Here is a 20,717-nt window from a genome sequence, read left to right on the forward strand (position 1 = left end):
CCCCGTCGTTCCGGTTCGGAGCCAGTCGTTCCGGACACTGCCGCCTGAGTTTCCGACCGGTCGCGCGGAGCGCCCTCCGCCTGAGTCTCCGACAGCGGGCGGTCAGTCGGAACCCGGCTGCTCCGCCTCACGAACCGAGCGACGCCAGGTGAACCGCCAGGCGAGCGCTCTCTGCTCCGGCAGCGTCCACGAGAACAGCACCGCGAGCACCCGGATCACGACCGTGAGGGCGACGCACACTGTCGCCGCGGTCGCGATCGGCGCGCCGAGGGCGACGAGTCCGACGAGGCTCGTCGCCCCGGCGATCGCCGCCACCGCGTAGAGCGAGCTGACGTGCATGAGCGCGATCGGCAGGTTCAGCAGCAGATCGCGCAGGATCGACCCGCCGACCGCCGAGATCGCGCCGAGGAAGATCGCCGGCACGACCGGCAGCCCGAGCGAGAGCGCCTTCGTGGTGCCGATGGCGCCGAACAGTCCGAGCGTGAGCGCATCCAGCACCGTGATGAGGTGCCGCAGCCGGTGGAAGATGCGCTCGAGCAGCATGCCGAGCAGCGCCGCCCCGGTCGCGACGATCAGGTGCCAGTTCGTCTGCAAGGCCGCGGGCACCTGCGACAGCAGCACGTCGCGCAGGATTCCGCCGCCGAAGCCGGTCGCGATGCCGATGATCGCGACGCCGAGCAGATCGAGGCGGCGATCGCGGAAGCCGGCGGCGAACATCGCCCCCTGCAGGCTGCCGATGCCGATCGACAGCAGGTCGGCCCACAGCGGGATCGTGAAGGCGGCGCTCGTCACGGCTCCAGTGTGCCGTCCTGCGGCGCGCGCCGTGCGCATCCGGCACGTCGTCGGCGCGCCCTAGGGTTGGACGCGGCGCGCCGGACGGCGCGCGGAGGGAGCCCCATGACGATCACCGCCGCCGCCGACGGATCCGCACTCGGCAATCCCGGGCCGGCCGGATGGGCGTGGTTCGTCGACGAGCAGAACTGGGCGGCCGGGGGCTGGCCGCACGCGACGAACAACCGCGGCGAGCTGCAGGCGGTGCTCGAGTTCTTCCGCGCGACCGCGCATCTCGACGACGACCTGCTCGTGCTGTGCGACAGCCAGTACGTCATCAACTGCGTCACCAAGTGGATGCCGGGCTGGAAGTCGAAGGGCTGGCGCAAGCGCGACGGCGCCCCGGTGCTCAACGTCGACCTGCTGCAGCAGCTCGACGAGGCGATCAAGGGCCGCCGTTACCGCTTCGAGTGGGTCAAGGGCCACGCCGGCCACGGGCTCAACGAGGCGGCGGACGTGCGGGCGCGCGCCGCCGCCGAGGCGTACCAGCGCGGACGCGACGTGGATGCGGGCCCGGGCTTCGGCGAGTCGGTGCCGTCACCGGCCTCGGCACCGGCAGCCGCTGCGGCGGCTGCGGCGGCTCCGGCGTCCGACGCGGCCGAGCGCCCCGGTTCCTCGTCCGCCGCGGACGACGGTCTCTCCGACCGCGAGATCCCGGCCGAGGCGACGCTGTTCGACTTCGACGACCCGACGGAGATCGAGATCGTCGTGCGGCTCGACGCCGACGGTCATCGCCGGCTGCTGGCGCGGGCTCAGGACGAGGGCGTGTCGCCGGAGCAGCTGCTGCGCTCGCTCATCTGAGCCGTTCGAGTGCCGGGCGCCGAGTGTCGAGTGTCGACCCTCTGGCGTCCGAGGGCGCCCAGAAGCTCAGTGCTCCTTCTTGATGACGAAGAACGATCCGCGGATCGTGCCGGCGAGCTTCGACTTCTGACGCGCGAACTTGAACTTGTCCGCCAGCTCGGCCGGCACCTCCATCCCGTCGGAGAGCTTGAAGCCGACCGCGCGCTTGCCCGAGTCGGCGAGCGTGTACATGACGTTGATCGAGAGTCCGCTCTGGTAGAAGACGTAGGCGATCCTGATGCCCTCGACCTCGAACTCCGTGGCCTCGAGCGGCGTCGACGCGATCGCGAGGTCGCGCTCGTCGGCGAGGATGCCGTGCACCCAGTCGATCGTCGCCTGCGCGTCCGCGGCGGGCTCGGTCGTGAACACGTGGTCGTACTTGTTCTTGAAGTAGCGGGCCTCGTTCGCGCGCAGTCCGGCCAGCGCCTCGGCGACCGGCGACGACTCCAGGCCGACGGTCGACACCTCGGTGAAGTCCACGGCGTACGACATCGGATGCTCCTCCCGGCGGGCCTGGCGACCCGTCCTCGGCTGAGCGTAGTGCTGCGCGGTCGGGCACGGCGGGAGTGGGCTCCCGGCGGGAGTCGGCGGTCGGAGGCAGAATGTCCCGGTGCCGACCTACCGTGACGACGTCGTGGTCCTGCGCACCCACAAGCTGGGTGAGGCGGACCGCATCGTCACGATGCTCAGCCGACGCCACGGCAAGATCCGCGCCGTCGCGAAGGGCGTGCGGCGCACGGCGTCGCGCTTCGGCTCGCGCCTCGAGCCCTTCATGGTCGCCGACGTGCAGTGCTATGAGGGCCGCAGTCTCGACATCGTGCAGCAGGCCGAGTCGATCGGGGCGTACGGCGCCGACATCGTGGGCGACTACGCCCGCTACACGGCGGCGACGGCGATGGTCGAGACGGCGGATCGGCTGACCGATCACGACGCCGGACTCCAGCACTACCTCCTGATCGTCGGCGCGCTGCGCTCCCTCGCGCGCGGGGAGCACACGCCGGGACTGACCCTCGACTCCTACCTGCTTCGCGCGCTGTCGATCGCCGGCTGGGCGCCGACCTTCGTCGACTGCGCTGTCACCGGCGCATCCGGCCCGCATACGGCCTTCTCGCCGCAGCTCGGCGGTGTCGTCGCGGATGCGGTGGCACCGCCGGGGACGCCCCGTCTCGACGTGTCGACGCTGAGCCTGCTGGGCGCCCTGCTCGCCGGCGACTGGGATGCGGCCGAAGACAGCGACGAGCGTTCGCGCGGTCAGGCTTCGGGTGTCGTCGCCGCCTACGTGCAGTACCACCTGGAGCGCGGCCTCCGCTCGCTCACGCACGTGGACCGCAGCGCGGCGCTCGACCGACCCCCGTCGGCTCCGAGCATCCCCGCCACCTGACGTCTCTCCCGCTGAGCCGCTCGCGCGCTTCCTGCTCGCGCTGTCGGAAACTCAGGCAACGGGCTCCTGAGTCGGCCCCGATGGGCCTCGACCGGCCCGCCCAGGACACGGCTGCCTGAGTTTCCGACGGCCTGGCGAGCGTCGCGACCGGACGGCGGCGGGCGCGCATGGCACGATCGACGCGATGACCGATCCTTCGCGCTTCGTGCGCACCCACCGCGACGCCGTCGACTTCAAGCCCGTCGACTGGACCGGCCTGTACCCGCCGGCGATCCCGGCGAGCGCGGTGCCCGAGCACGTCGCGATCGTCATGGACGGCAACGGCCGCTGGGCCAACCGTCAGGGGCTGACGCGCACGCAGGGCCATCAGGCCGGCGAGGCGGCGCTGCTCGACGTCGTCGCCGGAGCGATCCAGATCGGCGTCAAGCACCTCAGCGTCTACGCCTTCTCGACCGAGAACTGGAAGCGCAGTCCCGACGAGGTGCGCTTCCTCATGGGCTTCAACCGGGATGTGCTGCACCGACGTCGCGACCAGCTCAACGCCTGGGGCGTACGGGTGCGCTGGGCCGGACGCAAGCCGAAGCTGTGGCGCTCCGTCATCGACGAGCTGCAGTTCGCCGAGCGCCTGACCGCCGGCAACAGCACGATGACGCTGACCATGTGCGTGAACTACGGCGGGCGCACGGAGATCGCGGATGCGGTGCGCGCGATCGGCAGCGAGGTGGCGGCCGGTCGGCTGAACCCGGCGAAGATCAGCGAGAAGACCATCCAGAAGCACCTGTACACGCCCGACCTGCCGGACGTCGATCTCTTCGTGCGCAGCTCGGGGGAGCAGCGCACGAGCAATTTCCAGCTCTGGCAGTCGGCCTACGCCGAGATGGTGTTCCTCGACACGCTCTGGCCCGACTTCTCGCGCACCGATCTGTGGCACGCGGTCGGTCTGTTCGCGCAGCGGGCTCGCCGTTTCGGGGGAGCGGTGGATGCGCCCGGCGCGCCTCCGCGGTGACCAGCGGGCTAGGACGCGGTGACCGCCTTCGGCCCCGGCCCGGCGTGATCCCCGGCTCCTCCTCTCCGCCCTCGCCGGCTGACTCTCCCGCTAGGCTTCGATGACGAAACCGAGGAGTCATCGTGTCGCAGCTCGCCCCCGCCCCTCATGATCCCGTGCTGGTCGCGGTGGGCGACATCCAGGTCACTCAGCACTGGATCGTGACGCCGAGCGGCACGATCCCGGTCAGCGGGGCGAACATCACCGCCGTCGACTTCTCGCGGGTCGAGCAGCGGATCCCCACCTGGGCGATCGTCGTCGCGATCGTCGGATTCTTCGTGATCACCCTGTTCAGCCTGCTGTTCCTGCTGGCGAAGGAGCAGCGTGTCGTCGGGCATGTGCAGGTCACGGTGCAGGGGCCCGGGTTCCTCCACGTCGTGAACCTCCCGGTGAGCCAGCCGGGTGCGGCGGCGGACGTGCACGGGCGGGTGCTCTTCGCGCGCCAGCTCGCCGCCGCAGCCTGACCCCGCGCGGACAAGCCGAGGGCGACAGCGTCAGCGCGGCGGATCGGTGATCAGCCGGTGCGCGAAGCCGGCCGCCTCCGCCGGGCTCGCCAGCCGGACGATCGGCAGCTCGGGGCGCTCGGCGGCGACCTCGGGAACACGGCGACGGTACTTGTCGCGCGTCGCGATGGTCCAGCGCAGGATGTTGTCGTCGGGTCGGGTGAAGAAGGTGTGCAACGGCGGCTCCACGTTGCCGGACCAGAGCACCTCGCGGCGCACCCGCCGCCGGATGGCTCTGCGCGCCGCCCGCTGCAGGGTCACGCGGAACGGATGATCGATCCACACGAGCAGGTCGGCGCGGTCGAGGAGGCGCTCGCGCACCAGGCGATACGACCACTCGGTGATCCACTCGTCGCCGGCGATCAGCGCATCCACGTCGTCGGAGAACTGCGGGCGCGGCGTCCAATCGGGGCCCCAGTGCAGCGAGTCGATGTCGGTGTGGGGGAGCCCGAGGATGCCCCCGAGCCGCGCTGCGAGGGTCGTCTTGCCGCTGCCCGAGACCCCGCAGACGAGAACACGGTGGGGGCGGTGCGGCAGCGGCTGATCGGCGGAGAGCACGATCACAGCCCAGCAGGTCGCAGGCCGCGGGATGCTGACGACGCAGAGAATCGACAGGCGCTCATGCGCTCACGCTAGACCCGCGGCGCCGCGTCCGCGAGGGGTGGCGCGGGCAGTCCCTCGCCGACCCGGCCGTGCGAGCGTCCGCTCGGTTAGTGTCGCATCCACCCTAAGTGCTATCCTCTGTTCAAGTCAGACAGACCTTTACTCTCGTCGCCCGACGAGCGCAGCCCCATCACGAGAACGGAGACGCAGATGCCCGGCATCGATCTCGCCGTCTCGACCGTGATCTTCGCCTTGCGCCCGTGCGCCGACGGCGCGGCGCGGGTCTGGCTGCCGCTCGTGCGTCGCACCCGCGACCCCTTCGCCGAGAGCTGGGCCCTGCCGGGCGGCGTCGCCGACGTCGACGAGAGCCTCAGCGCGACCGCCGCGCGCAAGCTGTTCGAGACGACCGCGCTGCAGCCGGCGTACCTCGAGCAGCTCTACGCCTTCGGCAAGCCCGACCGCTCGCCGACCGGCCGCGTCGTCTCGATCGTCTACTGGGCCCTCGTGCGCGCGGAGCAGGCCGAGGCATCCACCGTCGACGACAACGTGCGCTGGTTCGAGGCCGACGCCCTGCCCGAGCTCGCCTTCGACCACAACCTCATCGTCGACTACGCCCTCTGGCGTCTGCGCACCAAGATGGAGTACTCGCGCATCGCCCACGCCTTCCTCGGCGAGACCTTCACCCTCAGCGAGCTGCGCCAGGTGCACGAAGCCGTGCTCGGCAAACCGCTCGACCCCGCCAACTTCCGCCGTCAGGTGGAATCCAGCCCCGCGATCGTGCGCACCGAGCAGCACGTGACCGGGGGTCGTCATCGTCCGCCGCGGCTCTACCGCTACGACGCCGACATCGAGCTGGTCGACAACGGCCCGCTCAGCGCACGCAGCTAGGAGAACCTCGTGCCTTCCGTCGACACCCTCATCCAGACCATCCGCACCACCGGCGCGGGTGCGAGCTGCACCCCCGACCTCGCCAAGGGGCCCTGGGAGTTCGACCGCGTCACCGGCTACGGTCCGGGATCGTCGATGGGCGACGTGATCCCCGTCGGCGCGCCCCGTCAGGGAGCGCTGCCCGAGCAGTACCGGCTCGCCGCGAACGACGAGCTGCACGCGCGCATCCGTGCTGCCAAGGAGACGCTCGGCAGCCGCGTCGTCATCCTCGGGCACTTCTACCAGCGCGACGAGGTCGTGCAGCACGCCGACTTCCTCGGCGACTCCTTCCAGCTCGCGAACGCCGCGCAGACGGTGCCCGAGGCCGAGACGATCGTCTTCTGCGGCGTGCACTTCATGGCCGAGACCGCCGACATCCTCGCCAAGCCGACGCAGAACGTGATCCTGCCGAACCTCGCCGCGGGCTGCTCGATGGCCGACATGGCCGACCTCGACTCGGTCGAGGAGTGCTGGGCGCAGCTCGAGGAGATCTACGGAGCCGAGCCGGATGCCGACGGCCGCGTGCCCGTCATCCCAGTCACCTACATGAACTCCAGCGCCGCGCTGAAGGGCTTCTGCGGCCGCCACGGCGGCATCGTGTGCACCTCGTCGAACGCCGAGACGGTGCTCGAGGACGCGTTCGCCCGCGGCCAGCGCGTGCTGTTCTTCCCCGACCAGCACCTGGGGCGCAACACCGCCAAGAAGATGGGCGTCGCGCTCGAGCAGATGCCGATGTGGAACCCGCGCAAGCCGCTCGGCGGCTCGACGTCGGAGCAGCTGCAGGACGCCCGCGTCATCCTCTGGCACGGCTTCTGCTCGGTGCACAAGCGCTTCAACGTCGGCCAGATCGAGGCCGCCCGCGCCGAGTTCCCCGGCGTGCGCGTGATCGTGCACCCCGAGTGCCCGATGGAGGTCGTGGATGCGGCCGACGAGGCCGGCTCGACCGACTACATCCGCAAGGCCGTCGCCGCCGCGACCGAGCCGACGACCTTCGCGATCGGCACCGAGATCAACATGGTGAACCGGCTCGCGGCGGAGTTCCCGCAGCACACGATCTTCTGCCTCGACCCGGTCGTCTGCCCGTGCTCGACGATGTACCGCATCCACCCCGGCTACCTGGCCTGGGTGCTCGAGGAGCTCGTCGCGGGCCGCAGCCCGAACGTCATCGAGGTCGACGAGGTCACGGCGGCGGATGCGCGGCTCGCGCTCGAGCGCATGCTCGCGCTGCGCCCGAAGCCGATGCCGGGCGATCCCGCCCCCGCCAGCACAGCCCACGCACCGGCTCCGCGGTCGCGCGAGGGTGTGGCGGATGCGGTGGTCGCGTCGGGCGGGCCGGTCGGCTCGGCTGCGGCTTCCGACTCGGTTGCCGGTTCGACTGCAGCCGCCCCGAACGTCGAGGTCTGACGTGCGCGTCCTCGTCGTCGGCTCGGGCATCGCCGGGCTGATCGCCGCGTATCGGGCGAGTGCACGGCATGACGTCGTGCTCGTGACCAAGGCCTCCGCCGGCGAGGCGAACACCGCCTACGCGCAGGGCGGCATCGCCGCCGCACTCTTCCCCGACGACAGCGCCGAGTCGCACGCGGCCGACACACTGCGCGCCGCCGACGGACTCGCCGACCCGGAGGCCGTGCGCATCCTCACCTCGGAGGGGCCGACCCGGGTGCGCGAGCTCATCGCGCTCGGGGTCGCCTTCGACCGGGACGGAGCCTCGGGCGACCTCGCTCGCGGACACGAGGCCGCGCACTCGGCGCGCCGCGTCGTGCACGCCGGCGGGGATGCGACCGGTCGCGAGATCGAGCGGGCGCTGCTCGCCGCGGTGCGGGCCTCCGCGGTCGCGCTGCACGAGGACACGGCGCTGGCCGAGCTGATCCTGCGCGATGGGCGCGTCGTCGGCGCCGAGCTGCTCGGACCCTCGGGCCTGGTCGTCGAGCCGGCCGATGCGGTGATCATCGCGACCGGGGGAGCGGGACGGCTCTTCGCCCACACGACCAACCCCGCCGTGACGACCGGCGACGGGGTCGCCGCGGCGTGGCGGGCCGGCGCCGAGCTGACCGACGTCGAGTTCTACCAGTTCCACCCGACGGCGCTGGCGGTCGCGGGCACGCCGCTCATCTCGGAGGCGGTGCGCGGCGACGGAGGCGTGCTGCTCGACGAAGACGGGCGCCGGTTCATGTTCGATGTCCACCCCGATGGCGAACTCGCCCCGCGCGACGTCGTGGCCCGCGGCATCGCCGCCGCGATGGCGCGCCAGGGCGGTCGACCCGTGCTGCTCGACGCGACCGCGCTCGGGGCCGAGTACCTCGAGCGCCGCTTCCCCGGACTCACGGCCACCACGCGAGCGCACGGCTTCGATTGGGCCCGCGAGCCGATCCCGGTCACGCCGGCGGCGCACTACTGGATGGGCGGGGTGCGCACCGACGTCGACGGGCGCACCAGCATCCCGGGTCTGTTCTGCGTCGGCGAGGCAGCCTGCACGGGCGTGCACGGCGCCAACCGCCTCGCCTCGAACTCGCTGCTCGAATCGCTCGTCTTCGCCGAGCGCGCCGCCGCGGCCCTCGAAGCTCCCTGGCGCACCCTTCCCCCGCTGGGCGAGCTGCGCCTCGTGACGGCGCCCCCAGCCCCGTCGGAAACTCAGGCAGTGGACCCGCTCGCGGTCTCGGCCCCGTCGGAAACTCAGGCAGCGGCCTCCTCAGCCGGCCCCGCCGTGCCGAAAACTCAGGCAGCCCAGGTCGCCCGCATTCGGCAGATCATGTGGGATCTCGCCGGCCTCGAACGCACCGCGGAGGGGCTCGGACGCGCCGCCGATCTCCTCGCCGAGCTGCCTACGGCAGCGACGTCGTGCGACTCGATCGCAGCGCTCGAGGCCCGGAATCTCGGTCAACTCGCCGCGCTCATCGTGGCTGCCGCGCAGCATCGCACCGAGTCGCGCGGCGCGCATTTCCGCCGAGATCACCCTGAGGCGCACGACGGCTGGCTGCGCCGAGTGAGCTGGAGGATCGCCGCCCCGTCGACGCGCACTCCGCCTGAGTTTCCGACACCGTCGACACGGGCGCGATCGGCTCCGCCTGAGTTTCCGACCGAAGCCCGCGGCACAGCGCTCACCGACGACGTGACCGCGACGAGCATCCCGAGCACGAGAGCGACCCTGGCATGACCCCCGAGCAGATCGACGACATCCTTCACCGCGCACTGGCCGAGGACGCCCCGTGGGGTGACGTGACCTCGGAGGCGTTCCTGCCCGCCGACGCCCCGGCCAAGGCCGTTCTCGCGGCCCGCGAGCCCGGCCTACTGAGCGGCATCGAGGTCTTCGCCCGCACCTTCACACTCGTCGAGCCGCGCGCCGTCGTCGAGCTGCGCGCAGCCGATGGCGACCGGTTCGCTCCCGGCGACGAGCTCGCCGTGGTGCGCGGCAGCGCCCGCGCCGTGCTGCGGGCCGAGCGCGTCGCCCTGAACCTCGCCCAGCGGATGTCGGGGATCGCCACTCAGACGGCCCGCTACGTCGAGGCCGTCGCCGGCACCCGGACGCGCATCGTCGACACGCGCAAGACGACCCCGGGGCTGCGCGTGCTCGAGCGTCACGCCGTTCGTAGCGGCGGCGGACACAACCATCGCTTCTCGCTCAGCGACGCCGTGCTCGCGAAAGACAACCACCTCGCCGTGCTGCAGGCGCAGGGCATCGGACTCGGCGACGCGATCCGGTCCGTGCGGGCGCGCATCGGACACACGACCCATCTCGAGGTCGAAGTCGATCGGATCGACCAGATCGAGGAGGTCGTCGACGCCGGCGTCGACACGATCATGCTCGACAACTTCACGCCCGAGCAGCTGGTCGAGGGCGTCGCGCTGGTCGCCGGACGGGCTCTGGTCGAGGCGAGCGGGGGAGTCTCGCTCGAGACCGTCGCCGCGATCGCCGCGACCGGCGTCGACGTGATCTCGGTCGGCGCGCTCACGCACAGCGTGCGCTCGCTCGACCTCGGTCTCGACATCCGCGTCGGCTAGGCGCACCCGATGCTCTATCTCGATCACGCCGCGACCTCGCCGGTGCGCCGCGAGGTGCTCGAGGCGATGTGGCCCTGGCTGACGGGGGAGTTCGGCAATCCGTCGAGCACGCACGACCTCGGACGCCGTGCCGCCCACGGCCTCGCGGATGCGCACCGCCGCATCGCAGCGCAGCTCGGATGCCGGGCCTCGGAGGTGGTGCTGACCTCTGGCGGCACCGAGGCCGACAACCTCGCGGTCAAGGGGATCGTGCTCGCCTCGACACGCGGGCGTCACATCGTCACGACCGCGATCGAGCACGAGGCCGTGCTCGCGGCAGTGGATCAGCTGCGACGCCTTCACGGCGCGACCGCGACGATCCTGCCGGTGGATCGCGCGGGTCGCGTCGACCCCGACGATCTGCGCGCCGCGCTGCGCGACGACACGGCGCTGGTGAGCATCCAGCATGCCAACAACGAGGTCGGCACCGTGCAGGCGATCGCCCGGTTCGCCGAGATCTCTCATGCGCGCGGGGTCCCATTCCACACCGACGCCGTGCAGTCCGCTGCGTGGTTCCCCGTCGGGCTCGGTCAGCTCGGGGTCGACGCCCTCACGATCTCGGGGCACAAGCTCGGCGCTCCCAAGGGCGTCGGCGCTCTCGCCGTACGCGCCGGCATCCCGCTCGAACCGGTGATCGCGGGCGGCGGCCAGGAACGCGGCCGGCGCTCCGGAACCGAGAACGTCGCCGGCGCGGTCGCCCTAGCGGTAGCTCTCGAATCGACGCGTGCGGAGACCGAGGAGAGCGCGCTCGCGGTCGCCGCGGCGCGCGACCTGCTCATCGACGAGGTCGCCCTCCGGGTGCCGCTCGCCGAGCTGACCGGAGCGGATCCCCGATCGTCGCGCGCCGAGTCGAACGGCGGCACGAGCGCGTCAGCGTCAGCGTCAGCGTCAGGATCGGCGGGCCAATCGGGAGCGAAGTCAGCACGCGGCGCGGCGGATGCGGGAGGTCGCCTGCCCGGAACGGCATCCTTCGTGCTGCCCGGCATCAGCGGCGAGGCCGTGCTGCTCGAACTGGAGCAGCTCGGAATGATCGGCTCGAGCGGCTCGGCGTGCGCCGCCGGCCGCGACGAGGCCTCGCACGTTCTGCTCGCGCTCGGCTACGACGAGGACATCGCGCGCACCGCGATCCGCTTCACCCTCGCGTCGGATTTCACGCCGGATGCTGCGCGCAGCGTCGCGGAGGCGCTCGCGTCGGCCGTGGACCAGGTGCGCTCGCTCGCCCCCTGAGCCGCCCGCCGCCGTCGAGATCCAACGCCTCAGTCCCGCCTGCGCTGCGTCCGCTGGACTTAGGGCCGCGCGCTGCGGACTCCGCGCTCCAGGAGCCCTTGCCTCGCCCGCCCCGCCGCCGCCGTCACCGTCACCACCGGATCGGCCGCCCTCGGCCCGTGTCGGAAACTCAGGCTGACGTGCCGCGATCGCGCGTTGCTCGTGCGGTCAGCGCCCTCCCGCCTGAGTTTCCGACAGGACGCGCCGGCGCGCCTCCGGCGGCCTGGACTTCGGCGCCGGTGTCAGACGACCGCGAGGCTCGGACCGTCCACGCGCTGCGCGACCCAGCGCCGCTCGGCGATCGCGAGAGTGGCGCCGATCGCCGGGACCCGGCGTCCCCCGACACGCCCGACGATCCGCACGGCGCGATCGCTCGTCGGCGAGGTCGGACGTACCACCACGCTGTCGGGCACCGCCGCCGTCCGCAGCGCCAGCCGGGGGAGCAGAGCCACCCCGAGCCCCTCGCCGACCAGGTGCAGCACCGCCGTCGAGTTGTCCGTCTCGAGTCCGATGTCCGGTTCGACGCCGACCGACTCGCAGGCCGCCAGCAGGTGCCCGCGGCAGAGCGGACACCCCGCGATCCAGCGCTCGTCGGCGAGAGCGGTGAGCTCGACCTCGTCGGCACCCGCCTCGGCGTGCGAGCGCGGCAGCACCACGGCGACGGGGTCGGCGAACAGCTCCACGACCTCCAGGTTCTCGTCGCGGTGCGGATCGGCGCGGTCGCCGGGATAGGCGAAGGTGATCGCGAGGTCGACGAGGCCGTCGCGCAGCATCCCGAGGGCTTCCGGCGGCTCGGCCTCGACGTAGCTCACGGCGAGGCCGGGGTGCGCCGCGCGCAGGGCGCCGAGCAGGCCGGGAACGAGCGTCGACGAGGCGGTCGGGAACGCGGCGAGGCGCACGCGTCCGTGTTCGAGGCCGGCGAGTCCCGCGAGCTCGCCTGCCGCCGCCTCGACCGCCGAGCCGATCTGCACGGCGTGCCGGGCGAGCGCTTCGCCGGCTTCGGTCAGCTGGGATGCGCGGCCGACACGCTGCACGAGCGGCATTCCGATGCGGCTCTCGGCACGCTGGAGGTGCTGGCTGATCGCGGGCTGGCTGTAGCCGAGGGCGCGGGCGGCGGCCGAGATGCTGCCGTGCTCGGCGATCGCGCGCACGATGCGAAGCGAGTGGAGGTCGATCTCGGGATCCATATGCATAACACTAGGCACGGTCATCCACTTGGAACATCGTGTTGTGCAATGTTACGTCGCGCGCGACCGTGGAAGCATGACCGCGCTGACCCTCGCCGACGCCGCCGCCGAGTTCGACGGCGCCCGCGGCTACCTCGCCGCCGCGACCTCCGGACTCCCGCCGCGCCGGACCGTGCGCGCCCTGCGCGCCGACCTCGACGCCTGGGCGACCGGTCGCCGCGACGCCAAGGGCTACGACGATGTGGTCGCGGCCACGCGCGACTCCTATGCGCGGCTCGTGCAGATGCCGGTCGACCGCGTCGCGATCGGGTCGCAGACCTCTGCGCTCGTGGCGCTGATCGCCGACGCCGCGCCGGCCGGCGCCGAGGTGCTGCTCGCCGACGGCGACTTCGCGTCGCTCATGTATCCCTTCCTCGTACGGGCGGATGCGCGCACGCGTGTCGTCCCGCTGGCCGATCTGCCCGCCGCCATGACCGCCGACACCTGGCTCACCGCGTTCTCACTCATCCAGTCCGCTACCGGCGAGGTGGCCCCGGTAGCCGACATCGTCGCCGCCGCGCACCGCAGCGGCAGCCGGACTCTCGCCGATCTCACCCAGGCGGCCGGCATCCATCCCGTCGACGCAGCGCTCTTCGACGCCACCGTGGGCCACGCCTACAAGTGGCTCTGCGCTCCGCGGGGAGTCGCGTTCCTCACCATCTCGGCCGAGTTCGCCGAGCTCGTCACGCCGAAGCAGGCCGGCTGGTACGCGGGCGACGACGTGTGGGCGAGCTGCTACGGGCCCGAGATCCACCTCGCCGCCGACGCGCGCCGCTTCGACGTCTCCCCGGCGTGGGAGGCGTGGGTCGGCGCCGAGCAGTCGATCGGGATGTTCGCCGAGCTCGACATGGCCGAGGTGTGGCAGCACGCGAGTGGACTCGGCGACCTGCTGGCGACGACGCTCGGCTGCACCCCGCAGCGTCAGGCGATCGTGACCTGGCCCGATCCCGAGGGCGCCGCGCTCACGGCTCTGAGCGCGGCCGGACTGCGCGCCTCGGGCCGCGCCGGCCGAGTGCGCCTCGCCTTCCACCTCTGGAACACGGCAGAAGATGTGGCGCGTGCCGCCGATGCCCTCGCGCCGCTGCGGTCACACCTCGCCGTCACCGCTCGCCGCTAGGCTGGATGCCCCAACGCCCTCGCCGCGCATCCAGCCCGGCAGAACCTCCAGGAGCAGCACTTCGTGGCCAAGCAGCCGTCCGCCCTCGACTCGATCATCTCTCTCGCGAAGCGCCGCGGGTTCGTCTACCAGGCGGGCGAGATCTACGGCGGTTCGCGCTCCGCGTGGGACTACGGGCCCCTCGGCACGGCGCTGAAGGAGAACATCAAGCGCCAGTGGTGGAAGTTCATGGTGCAGACGCGCGACGACATCGTCGGCATCGACTCCAGTGTCATCCTGCCGAAGCGCGTGTGGGAGGCGTCCGGCCACGTCGAGGTGTTCACCGACCCGCTCGTCGAGTCGACCGTCACGCACAAGCGCTACCGCGCCGACCACCTGTGGGAGGCCTTCGAGGCGAAGCACGGCCGTGAGCCGGAGAGCTGGGATGAGGTGCCCGACCCCGAGACCGGTCAGCGCGGCAACTGGACCGAGCCCCGCGCGTTCAGCGGACTGCTCAAGACCTACCTCGGACCGGTGGATGACGAGGCCGGCCTGCACTACCTGCGTCCGGAGACCGCGCAGGGCATCTTCACGAACTTCGCGAACGTCGTCTCGAGCGCGCGCATGAAGCCGCCGTTCGGCATCGCCCAGGTCGGCAAGAGCTTCCGCAACGAGATCACGCCCGGCAACTTCATCTTCCGCACGCGCGAGTTCGAGCAGATGGAGATGGAATACTTCGTCGAGCCGGGCACCGACGAGACCTGGCACCAGTACTGGATCGACCAGTGCGAGAGCTGGTTCCTCGGGCTCGGCCTCAACGCCGACAACCTGCGCCAGTACGAGCACCCGAAGGAGAAGCTCTCCCACTACTCGAAGCGCACCGTCGACCTCGAGTACCGCTTCGGCTTCACCGGCGGCGAGTGGGGCGAGCTCATGGGTGTCGCGAACCGCACCGACTACGACCTCGCGACCCACTCGAAGGAGTCGGGCGTCGACCTGTCCTACTTCGACCAGACCAAGAACGAGCGCTGGACGCCCTACGTCATCGAGCCGGCCTTCGGTCTGACGCGCGCGCTCATGGCGTTCCTCGTCGACGCCTACTCGGAGGACGAGGCGCCCAACACGAAGGGCGGCGTCGACAAGCGCACCGTGCTGCGTCTCGACCGTCGCCTCGCGCCGATCAAGGCGGCCGTACTGCCGCTGTCGCGCAACGAGGCGCTCACGCCGGTCGCCAAGGAGCTCGCCGCGAACCTGCGCGAGCTGTGGGCGATCGACTTCGACGACGCCGGAGCGATCGGACGCCGCTACCGCCGTCAGGACGAGATCGGCACCCCCTTCGCGGTCACGGTCGACTTCGACACCCTCGAGGACAAGGCGGTGACGGTGCGCGAGCGCGACACGATGTCGCAGGAGCGCGTCTCGCTCGATCGACTCGAGGGCTACCTCGCGGAGCGTCTCCGCGGCGCCTGATCGTCAGCGTCATCCGGTCGGACATCGATCACGCAGCGCCCCGTCGGCCTCCGCCGACGGGGCGCTGTCGCATCGAGCCGGTGTCCCCGCGGAGCGCTGTCCCGTCACTGCGCTGTCCCCGCGGAGCGCTGCATCGTCGCGCCGCACGGCGCCCACCTTCTCCGCACTGGGAGGCGCCCGCGCCGTCATCCTTCCGCTGCGCCGCCCCGCACCCGACCCCTCCCGGACCCGCCGGGTGCACTGTCGGAAACTCAGGCTGAGCCGTCGGCATCGCCCACGATCGGCGCCGCAAGCGACTCCGCGAGTGCGCCCCGCCTGAGTTTCCGACCGGGCCGCGAGCGGATTCCGTCACAGGGGGAGATTCGGCGGGTTCTGCACCGATCCGGTCGGTGCGGATCAGAGCGCTGTTCCCGACGGCGAGGCTCGGGGCATGCGGGTGGAGGAGTGGGTCGAGGGCGCTGGCGGATTCGCGCGCACACGGGAGCTGCTCTCCGTCGGCGCGACCGAGCGGATGCTGACCTCAGCGGTGCGCACAGGCCGGCTCCGACGGGCACGGAACGGCTGGTACTCGACGCGCGCCGCCGATGATCCTGAATTCCAGGCGGCCCGGGTCGGTGGGATTCTCGCGGGCCTCTCGGCGCTGCGTGTTCATGGCGTGTGGGAATGGACGCCCGATCGCGTGCTGCGCGTCGTCGTCCGTCACGGCGACTCGCGGCTCCGGGCGCCGACCGGCCGGCGCCGCCCTCGCGACCGTCACGACCGGCGACTGCGGGTGCGCTGGGATCCCGAGCTCCCGCGACGTGGCGTCGGAGCAGTCACAGCCGAACCCCTCCTCGATGCGCTGGCGCGCGCGGTGAGAGATGAGCCGCCGGAAGTCGCGGCGATAGCTCTCGACTGGGCGTGCCGCGAAGGCCGCATCGACCGTCTGGACTTCGAGTCCATCCTCACGAACTCAGGGCTCGCCGGGCGCCGCGTCGCCGCCCTCGCCGACCCTCGCTCGCAGAGCGTGCTCGAGAGCGTCGTGCGGATCCGCCTGCTCCGGCGCGGTCATCGGATCAGAGCCCAGGCGTCGCTGATCGGCGGGGGCGATATCGATCTGCTCGTCGACGGTCGGGTCGCGGTCGAGTGCGATGGCCGTCGCTTCCACGAAGATCGCTTCGGCCGCGACCGGCAGAAGGACCTGCTCATCCTCACGCAGGGCATGACCCCGCTGCGTCTCGGGGCCGACCACATCCGCGACTCGTGGCCGCTGTTCCTCGAGGCGCTCGATGCCGCCCTGATCCACCACCACGGCGGCACCCCTCGGGTCGGAAACTCAGGCAGGCGGAGGCGAAAGCGCCTGACAGCGCGGACAAGAAGGGGATCGGGCGCAGCTCCGCCTGAGTTTCCGACGAGGGCCGAACGGTGAGGCGCGGAGCGCCGCCAGGGACTCCGACTCGTGCGGTCGCGGGGAATAGCAGCGGTGGATGCGCGTTGCACTCGGCGTGAGCAACGCCCCCATCAAGGTCGACATCTGGTCCGACGTTCAGTGCCCGTGGTGCTACATCGGCAAGCGCCGCTTCGAGACGGCCGCCGAGGCCTTCGGGGGTGACGTCGAGGTCGAGTACCACTCCTTCGAGCTCGCCCCCGACACGCCCGTCGACTACGAGGGCACCCCGGTGGACTATCTGAGCGACCGCAAGGGCGTCTCGCGCGAGCAGGCCGGACAGATGATCCAGCGGGTCACCGGCATCGCCGAGAGCGTCGGACTCGAGTACCACTACGACGACATCCACCAGACGAACACGGTGCTCGCGCACGAGCTGCTGCACTGGGCGAAGGCGCAGGGCCGACAGCTCGACCTGAAGGAGCGCCTGCTCAAGGCCTACTTCGTCGACGGACGCCACGTCGGCCGCGCCGAGGAGCTCGCCGACCTCGCCGCCGAGATCGGGCTCGACCGTGACGAGGCCCTCGCCGCGCTCACCGACCACCGGCACCTCGCTGATGTGAAGGCCGACGTCGCCCAGGCGGCCGCCTACGGCATCAACGGCGTGCCGTTCTTCGTCATCGACGGCAAGTACGGCGTCTCGGGCGCGCAGGAGTCGGCGACGTTCCAGCAGGTGCTGGAGACGATCGCCGCCGAGCGCACGGCGTCCCCGGCCGACGAGGCGGATGGGGTGCACGCGTGAGCGAGGAGAGCGGCAGCGCGGCGTCGACGCCGGCTTTCACGATGGTCGGAGCGGATGCCCCGGTCTGCGTCGACGGAGTCTGCGAGATCCCGGGCGCGGTCTCGGACGCCGGCGCCTCGTCGGTCGATCCGGCGTAGGCCCTCGCTGGGCGTCGGAGCCGGAGCCGGAGCGAGGAGAGCGGCAGCCAGCGCGCTGACCGCTCGTCCTCAGCCCGCTTCGCGCGGGTTCGTGATGTCGGCGACGGTGGCGTCGAACCCGGCGATCAGCGCGTCCGCATCCACGTAGAGCGTGCGTCCAGGGCGGCCTGCGCCCATCGACACCCGGCGACCGCGGATGCGCTCGTCGGCGTACACGGGCCACGCGGTCGTCGAGCCGAACGGCGTGATCGTGCCGCGCACGTAGCCGGTGGCGGCGAACGCCGCGTCCGGATCCGGCAGTCGCAGTCTGTTGACGCCGACGAGCGCCCGCAGCTTGGGCCAGGCGATCTGACGGTCGCCCGGAACCAGGGCGAGCAGGTAGTCGCCGTCGTGGCGTTTCACCACGAGCGTCTTGACGATGTCGGCCGGCGAGATGCCGCGCAGCGCGGCGGCCTCGTCGAGCGAGCCGGCGCTCTCGGTCGTCTGGAACTCGATCGCGATCCCGCGGGCGGCCGCGTCGTCGGCGACCCGATCCACGTCGCCGCTCTCCGTGCTCGCAGTCGCTGCGGCGGCCGCGTTCTCTGACGCCGGCACCTCTGCGACGGCGTCGACGGATGCGGCGGGCTCCTGCGGTGCGCTCATGCGCCGATCATCCCAGCCGCGCGCCTCGCCTCGCCGGGCGCGCCCGGCGAGGGCCACCCGGATGCGGGCCCGGCGAACGGAGCGAGCGCCCCGCCGCGTCTGGGAGAATGATCCGGTGTCCACCGTTCTCGCGCCCGCCGCGCCGCTCTCGATCGGGCCGCTGACACTCGACGTCCCGGTCGTGCTCGCGCCCATGGCGGGAATCACCAACACCGCCTTCCGCCGGCTCTGCCGTGAGTACGGCGCCGGCCTCTACGTCAGCGAGATGATCACGAGCCGCGCGCTCGTCGAGCGCACGCCCGAGAGCATGCGCCTCATCCAGCATCACGAGTCGGAGACGACCCGCTCGATCCAGCTCTACGGCGTCGACCCGAAGACGGTCAGCGAGGCCGTCACGATGTTGGTCGCCGAGGACCGCGCCGACCACATCGACCTCAACTTCGGCTGCCCGGTGCCCAAGGTCACGCGCAAGGGCGGGGGTGCGGCGCTGCCGTGGAAGCTCGACCTGTTCCGCGCGATCGTCGAGGGCGCCGTCAAGGCCGCCGGCGACATCCCGCTCACCGTCAAGATGCGCAAGGGCATCGACGCCGACCACCTCACCTACCTCGAGGCCGCGCGGGCTGCGCAGGGCGCCGGCGTCGCGAGCATCGCGCTCCACGCCCGCACGGCCGCCGAGTTCTACTCCGGCACCGCCGACTGGTCGGCGATCACGAAGCTCAAGGAGACGATCACCGACACCCCGGTGCTCGGCAACGGCGACATCTGGAGTGCGGCGGATGCGGTGCGCATGGTCGAGCAGACCGGCTGCGACGGCGTCGTCGTCGGCCGCGGCTGCCTCGGCCGGCCGTGGCTGTTCGGCGACCTGGCGGCGGCGTTCCGCGGCGAGGAGCTGAAGGCCGAGCCGTCACTGGGGGAGGTGGCCATCGCGTTCCGCCGCCACGCCGAACTGCTCGTCGACTTCTTCGATGACGAGAACCGGGCCTGCCGCGACATCCGCAAGCACGTCGCCTGGTACTTCAAGGGCTACGCCGTCGGCGGCGAGCTGCGTGCCGCGCTGGCGGCGTCGAGCAGCCTCGACGAGATCGACGAGCTGCTCGCGCGCCTCGACCACGACCAGCCGTATCCGGGTGCGGACGCCGAGGGCCAGCGCGGGCGCGCCGGCACCCCGAAGGTGCCGAGCCTTCCCGAGAACTGGCTCGACAGCCGCGAGCTGCCGGAGTCGTTCCGCGCCGAGCTCACCGCCGCCGAACTGCACCACAGCGGTGGCTGAGCCGCACGGCTCGCACGGGCAGATCACCCCCGGCTACGACGACGTCGATGCCGAGCGCTGGCTGCACGAGCGCCACTCCACCCGCCGCAGCGACTTCGCCCGCGACCGCGCCCGCGTGCTGCACTCGAGCGCGCTGCGCCGGCTCGCAGCGAAGACGCAGGTGCTGAGCCCGACCGCCGGGCTCGACTTCGCCCGCAACCGGCTCACTCACTCGCTCGAGGTCGCGCAGGTCGGGCGTGAGCTCGCGGCGAGCCTCGGGCTCGACCCGGATGTCGTCGACACCGCCTGTCTCTCGCACGACCTGGGGCATCCGCCGTTCGGACACAACGGCGAGCGCGCGCTCAACGAGTGGTCGCTCGAGATCGGCGGCTTCGAGGGCAACGCGCAGACGCTGCGGCTGCTGACGCGTCTCGAACCGAAGGTGTTCCGCCGCGAGCCGGACGGCTCGGCGACCAGCGTCGGCCTGAATTTGACGCGGGCCAGCCTCGATGCGAGCTGCAAGTACCCGTGGCCCGAGCAGCACGGCATCCCCGACCCGTCCGGTCGCAGCAAGTTCGGCTTCTACGCCGACGATTTCCCGGTCTTCGAGTGGCTGCGCGCCGGCGCTCCCGAGCGGGTGCGCTGCATCGAGGCCGAGGTCATGGATCTCAGCGACGACATCGCCTACTCGGTGCACGATTTCGAGGATGCGATCGTCGGCGGCTTCCTCGACGTGAGCGCGCTCAGCGCCCGCGTCGACCACGCCGACCTCGTGGACTCGATGTTCGACTGGATCGGCGGTGAGATCGGCAGAGACGAGCTGATGGCCGCCTTCGACCGCCTCGACGGTCTGCCGTTCTGGATCGATCGCTGGGACGGCAGCCGCGCCGACCTCGCCCGGCTCAAGAACCTGACGAGCCAGCTCATCGGACGCTTCGCCCACGAGGCCGTGCACGCGACGCGGCATGCTTTCTCGGGCTCCCTCGCCCGATTCGGCGGCTCGGTCGTCGTGCCGGCCGAGACCCGCACCGAGATCGCGGTGCTCAAGGGGATCGTCGCCGCCAATGTGATGTCGACCAACGCGCGCCAGCCGCTCTACGCGGCGCAGCGCGGCATCCTCACCGAGCTCGCCGACCAGCTCTGGGCGACTGGACCCGAGCACCTGGATGCGGGCTTCGCCGCCGACTGGGCCGAAGCCGTCGACGACACCGCGCGCCGACGTGTGATCGTCGACCAGGTCGCCTCGCTGACCGACCAGTCGGCGATGTCCCGTCACGAGCGCCTCGTCGGCTGAC

At 71.7% G+C, this 20,717-nt stretch carries 21 protein-coding genes; 16 read left to right on the top strand and 5 right to left on the bottom strand.

Features of this window, described 5'->3' with window-relative positions; genetic code table 11:
* Positions 1-102: 102 nt before the first annotated feature.
* A complete protein-coding gene (locus tag BJ979_RS12115; RefSeq protein WP_179568185.1) occupies positions 103-831 on the bottom strand; it encodes a trimeric intracellular cation channel family protein in 729 nt (242 codons plus the stop codon).
* Positions 832-897: 66 nt separating this feature from the next.
* Here BJ979_RS12115 and BJ979_RS12120 point away from each other — a divergent pair, with 66 nt between their 5' ends.
* Positions 898-1,632 (top strand): ribonuclease H family protein, encoded by a 735-nt coding sequence (locus BJ979_RS12120; protein ID WP_179568187.1) that lies wholly within the window; start codon positions 898-900, stop codon positions 1,630-1,632.
* A 66-nt stretch (positions 1,633-1,698) separates the two neighbouring features.
* Here the strand turns inward: BJ979_RS12120 and BJ979_RS12125 are convergent, their stop codons facing one another.
* Positions 1,699-2,163 (bottom strand): phage tail protein, encoded by a 465-nt coding sequence (locus BJ979_RS12125; RefSeq protein ID WP_179568189.1) that lies wholly within the window; start codon positions 2,161-2,163, stop codon positions 1,699-1,701.
* A 118-nt stretch (positions 2,164-2,281) separates the two neighbouring features.
* Here BJ979_RS12125 and recO point away from each other — a divergent pair, with 118 nt between their 5' ends.
* The 3 genes from recO (at position 2,282) to BJ979_RS12140 (ending at position 4,561) form a co-directional block, all read left to right on the top strand.
* On the top strand, positions 2,282-3,052 hold the full coding sequence (gene recO / locus BJ979_RS12130; RefSeq protein WP_179568191.1) for a DNA repair protein RecO: 771 nt from the start codon (positions 2,282-2,284) through the stop codon (positions 3,050-3,052).
* Positions 3,053-3,236: 184 nt separating this feature from the next.
* Entirely contained in the window at positions 3,237-4,058 is an 822-nt protein-coding gene (locus BJ979_RS12135; RefSeq protein WP_179568193.1) for an isoprenyl transferase, read from the top strand.
* Positions 4,059-4,180: 122 nt separating this feature from the next.
* Positions 4,181-4,561: a hypothetical protein gene (locus tag BJ979_RS12140; RefSeq protein WP_179568195.1), complete on the top strand. Its 381-nt coding sequence runs from the start codon at positions 4,181-4,183 to the stop codon at positions 4,559-4,561.
* 30 nt (positions 4,562-4,591) lie between these two features.
* Here BJ979_RS12140 and BJ979_RS12145 read toward each other — a convergent pair whose 3' ends face one another.
* A complete protein-coding gene (locus BJ979_RS12145) occupies positions 4,592-5,158 on the bottom strand; it encodes a P-loop NTPase family protein (protein ID WP_179568197.1) in 567 nt (188 codons plus the stop codon).
* Between the two features lie 255 nt (positions 5,159-5,413).
* Here BJ979_RS12145 and BJ979_RS12150 point away from each other — a divergent pair, with 255 nt between their 5' ends.
* The 5 genes from BJ979_RS12150 to BJ979_RS12170 are packed head-to-tail and all read left to right on the top strand — an operon-like array spanning position 5,414 to position 11,395.
* Entirely contained in the window at positions 5,414-6,091 is a 678-nt protein-coding gene (locus tag BJ979_RS12150) for an NUDIX hydrolase (protein WP_179568199.1), read from the top strand.
* A gap of 9 nt (positions 6,092-6,100) precedes the next feature.
* A complete protein-coding gene (gene nadA, locus BJ979_RS12155) occupies positions 6,101-7,534 on the top strand; it encodes a quinolinate synthase NadA (RefSeq protein ID WP_179568201.1) in 1,434 nt (477 codons plus the stop codon).
* Position 7,535: 1 nt separating this feature from the next.
* Positions 7,536-9,284, top strand: a complete 1,749-nt coding sequence (gene nadB, locus BJ979_RS12160; RefSeq protein WP_343046689.1) for an L-aspartate oxidase — start codon at positions 7,536-7,538, stop codon at positions 9,282-9,284.
* A complete protein-coding gene (gene nadC, locus BJ979_RS12165) occupies positions 9,281-10,129 on the top strand; it encodes a carboxylating nicotinate-nucleotide diphosphorylase (RefSeq protein WP_179568203.1) in 849 nt (282 codons plus the stop codon). Before nadB ends, nadC begins: the two co-directional genes overlap by 4 nt.
* Before the next feature lie 9 nt (positions 10,130-10,138).
* Entirely contained in the window at positions 10,139-11,395 is a 1,257-nt protein-coding gene (locus BJ979_RS12170) for a cysteine desulfurase family protein (protein ID WP_179568204.1), read from the top strand.
* A gap of 281 nt (positions 11,396-11,676) precedes the next feature.
* Here the strand turns inward: BJ979_RS12170 and BJ979_RS12175 are convergent, their stop codons facing one another.
* Entirely contained in the window at positions 11,677-12,621 is a 945-nt protein-coding gene (locus BJ979_RS12175; protein WP_179568205.1) for a LysR family transcriptional regulator, read from the bottom strand.
* Positions 12,622-12,697: 76 nt separating this feature from the next.
* On the opposite strand from BJ979_RS12175, the gene BJ979_RS12180 reads away from it, so the two are divergent.
* From BJ979_RS12180 to BJ979_RS12200, 5 genes are all read left to right on the top strand, one after another.
* Positions 12,698-13,777, top strand: a complete 1,080-nt coding sequence (locus tag BJ979_RS12180) for an aminotransferase class V-fold PLP-dependent enzyme (RefSeq protein WP_179568206.1) — start codon at positions 12,698-12,700, stop codon at positions 13,775-13,777.
* 63 nt (positions 13,778-13,840) lie between these two features.
* Positions 13,841-15,226 carry a glycine--tRNA ligase gene (locus BJ979_RS12185; protein ID WP_179568207.1) on the top strand — a complete coding sequence of 462 codons (1,386 nt, stop codon included), beginning with the start codon at positions 13,841-13,843 and terminating at the stop codon, positions 15,224-15,226.
* A 430-nt stretch (positions 15,227-15,656) separates the two neighbouring features.
* Positions 15,657-16,634, top strand: a complete 978-nt coding sequence (locus tag BJ979_RS12190) for a hypothetical protein (protein ID WP_179568208.1) — start codon at positions 15,657-15,659, stop codon at positions 16,632-16,634.
* A gap of 58 nt (positions 16,635-16,692) precedes the next feature.
* Positions 16,693-17,394 (top strand): DsbA family oxidoreductase, encoded by a 702-nt coding sequence (locus tag BJ979_RS12195; protein ID WP_179568210.1) that lies wholly within the window; start codon positions 16,693-16,695, stop codon positions 17,392-17,394.
* Entirely contained in the window at positions 17,391-17,531 is a 141-nt protein-coding gene (locus tag BJ979_RS12200) for a hypothetical protein (RefSeq protein ID WP_179568212.1), read from the top strand. The genes BJ979_RS12195 and BJ979_RS12200 overlap by 4 nt, the downstream gene beginning before the upstream one ends.
* A gap of 69 nt (positions 17,532-17,600) precedes the next feature.
* On the opposite strand, the gene BJ979_RS12205 is transcribed toward BJ979_RS12200, so the two are convergent.
* Positions 17,601-18,173 (bottom strand): aminoacyl-tRNA deacylase, encoded by a 573-nt coding sequence (locus BJ979_RS12205; RefSeq protein WP_179568214.1) that lies wholly within the window; start codon positions 18,171-18,173, stop codon positions 17,601-17,603.
* 115 nt (positions 18,174-18,288) lie between these two features.
* Here BJ979_RS12205 and dusB point away from each other — a divergent pair, with 115 nt between their 5' ends.
* Together dusB and BJ979_RS12215 are read left to right on the top strand one after the other, a co-directional pair.
* Positions 18,289-19,443, top strand: coding sequence for a tRNA dihydrouridine synthase DusB (gene dusB, locus BJ979_RS12210; RefSeq protein WP_343046690.1), 1,155 nt, complete (start codon positions 18,289-18,291; stop codon positions 19,441-19,443).
* On the top strand, positions 19,436-20,716 hold the full coding sequence (locus BJ979_RS12215; RefSeq protein WP_343046691.1) for a deoxyguanosinetriphosphate triphosphohydrolase: 1,281 nt from the start codon (positions 19,436-19,438) through the stop codon (positions 20,714-20,716). The genes dusB and BJ979_RS12215 overlap by 8 nt, the downstream gene beginning before the upstream one ends.
* The last annotated feature ends 1 nt before the right edge of the window (position 20,717 follow it).

Source organism: Schumannella luteola, assembly GCF_013408685.1.
Taxonomy (GTDB): Bacteria; Actinomycetota; Actinomycetes; order Actinomycetales; family Microbacteriaceae; genus Schumannella; species Schumannella luteola.

Coding starts and splice junctions, on each gene's coding strand:
- BJ979_RS12115 (WP_179568185.1), bottom strand. CDS start 831: ATGCGCACGGCGCGCGCCGCAGGACGGCACACTGGAGCCGTGACGAGC.
- BJ979_RS12120 (WP_179568187.1), top strand. CDS start 898: ATGACGATCACCGCCGCCGCCGACGGATCCGCACTCGGCAATCCCGGG.
- BJ979_RS12125 (WP_179568189.1), bottom strand. CDS start 2,163: ATGTCGTACGCCGTGGACTTCACCGAGGTGTCGACCGTCGGCCTGGAG.
- BJ979_RS12135 (WP_179568193.1), top strand. CDS start 3,237: ATGACCGATCCTTCGCGCTTCGTGCGCACCCACCGCGACGCCGTCGAC.
- BJ979_RS12150 (WP_179568199.1), top strand. CDS start 5,414: ATGCCCGGCATCGATCTCGCCGTCTCGACCGTGATCTTCGCCTTGCGC.
- nadC (WP_179568203.1), top strand. CDS start 9,281: ATGACCCCCGAGCAGATCGACGACATCCTTCACCGCGCACTGGCCGAG.
- BJ979_RS12170 (WP_179568204.1), top strand. CDS start 10,139: ATGCTCTATCTCGATCACGCCGCGACCTCGCCGGTGCGCCGCGAGGTG.
- BJ979_RS12175 (WP_179568205.1), bottom strand. CDS start 12,621: ATGGATCCCGAGATCGACCTCCACTCGCTTCGCATCGTGCGCGCGATC.
- BJ979_RS12180 (WP_179568206.1), top strand. CDS start 12,698: ATGACCGCGCTGACCCTCGCCGACGCCGCCGCCGAGTTCGACGGCGCC.
- BJ979_RS12190 (WP_179568208.1), top strand. CDS start 15,657: ATGCGGGTGGAGGAGTGGGTCGAGGGCGCTGGCGGATTCGCGCGCACA.
- BJ979_RS12195 (WP_179568210.1), top strand. CDS start 16,693: ATGCGCGTTGCACTCGGCGTGAGCAACGCCCCCATCAAGGTCGACATC.
- BJ979_RS12205 (WP_179568214.1), bottom strand. CDS start 18,173: ATGAGCGCACCGCAGGAGCCCGCCGCATCCGTCGACGCCGTCGCAGAG.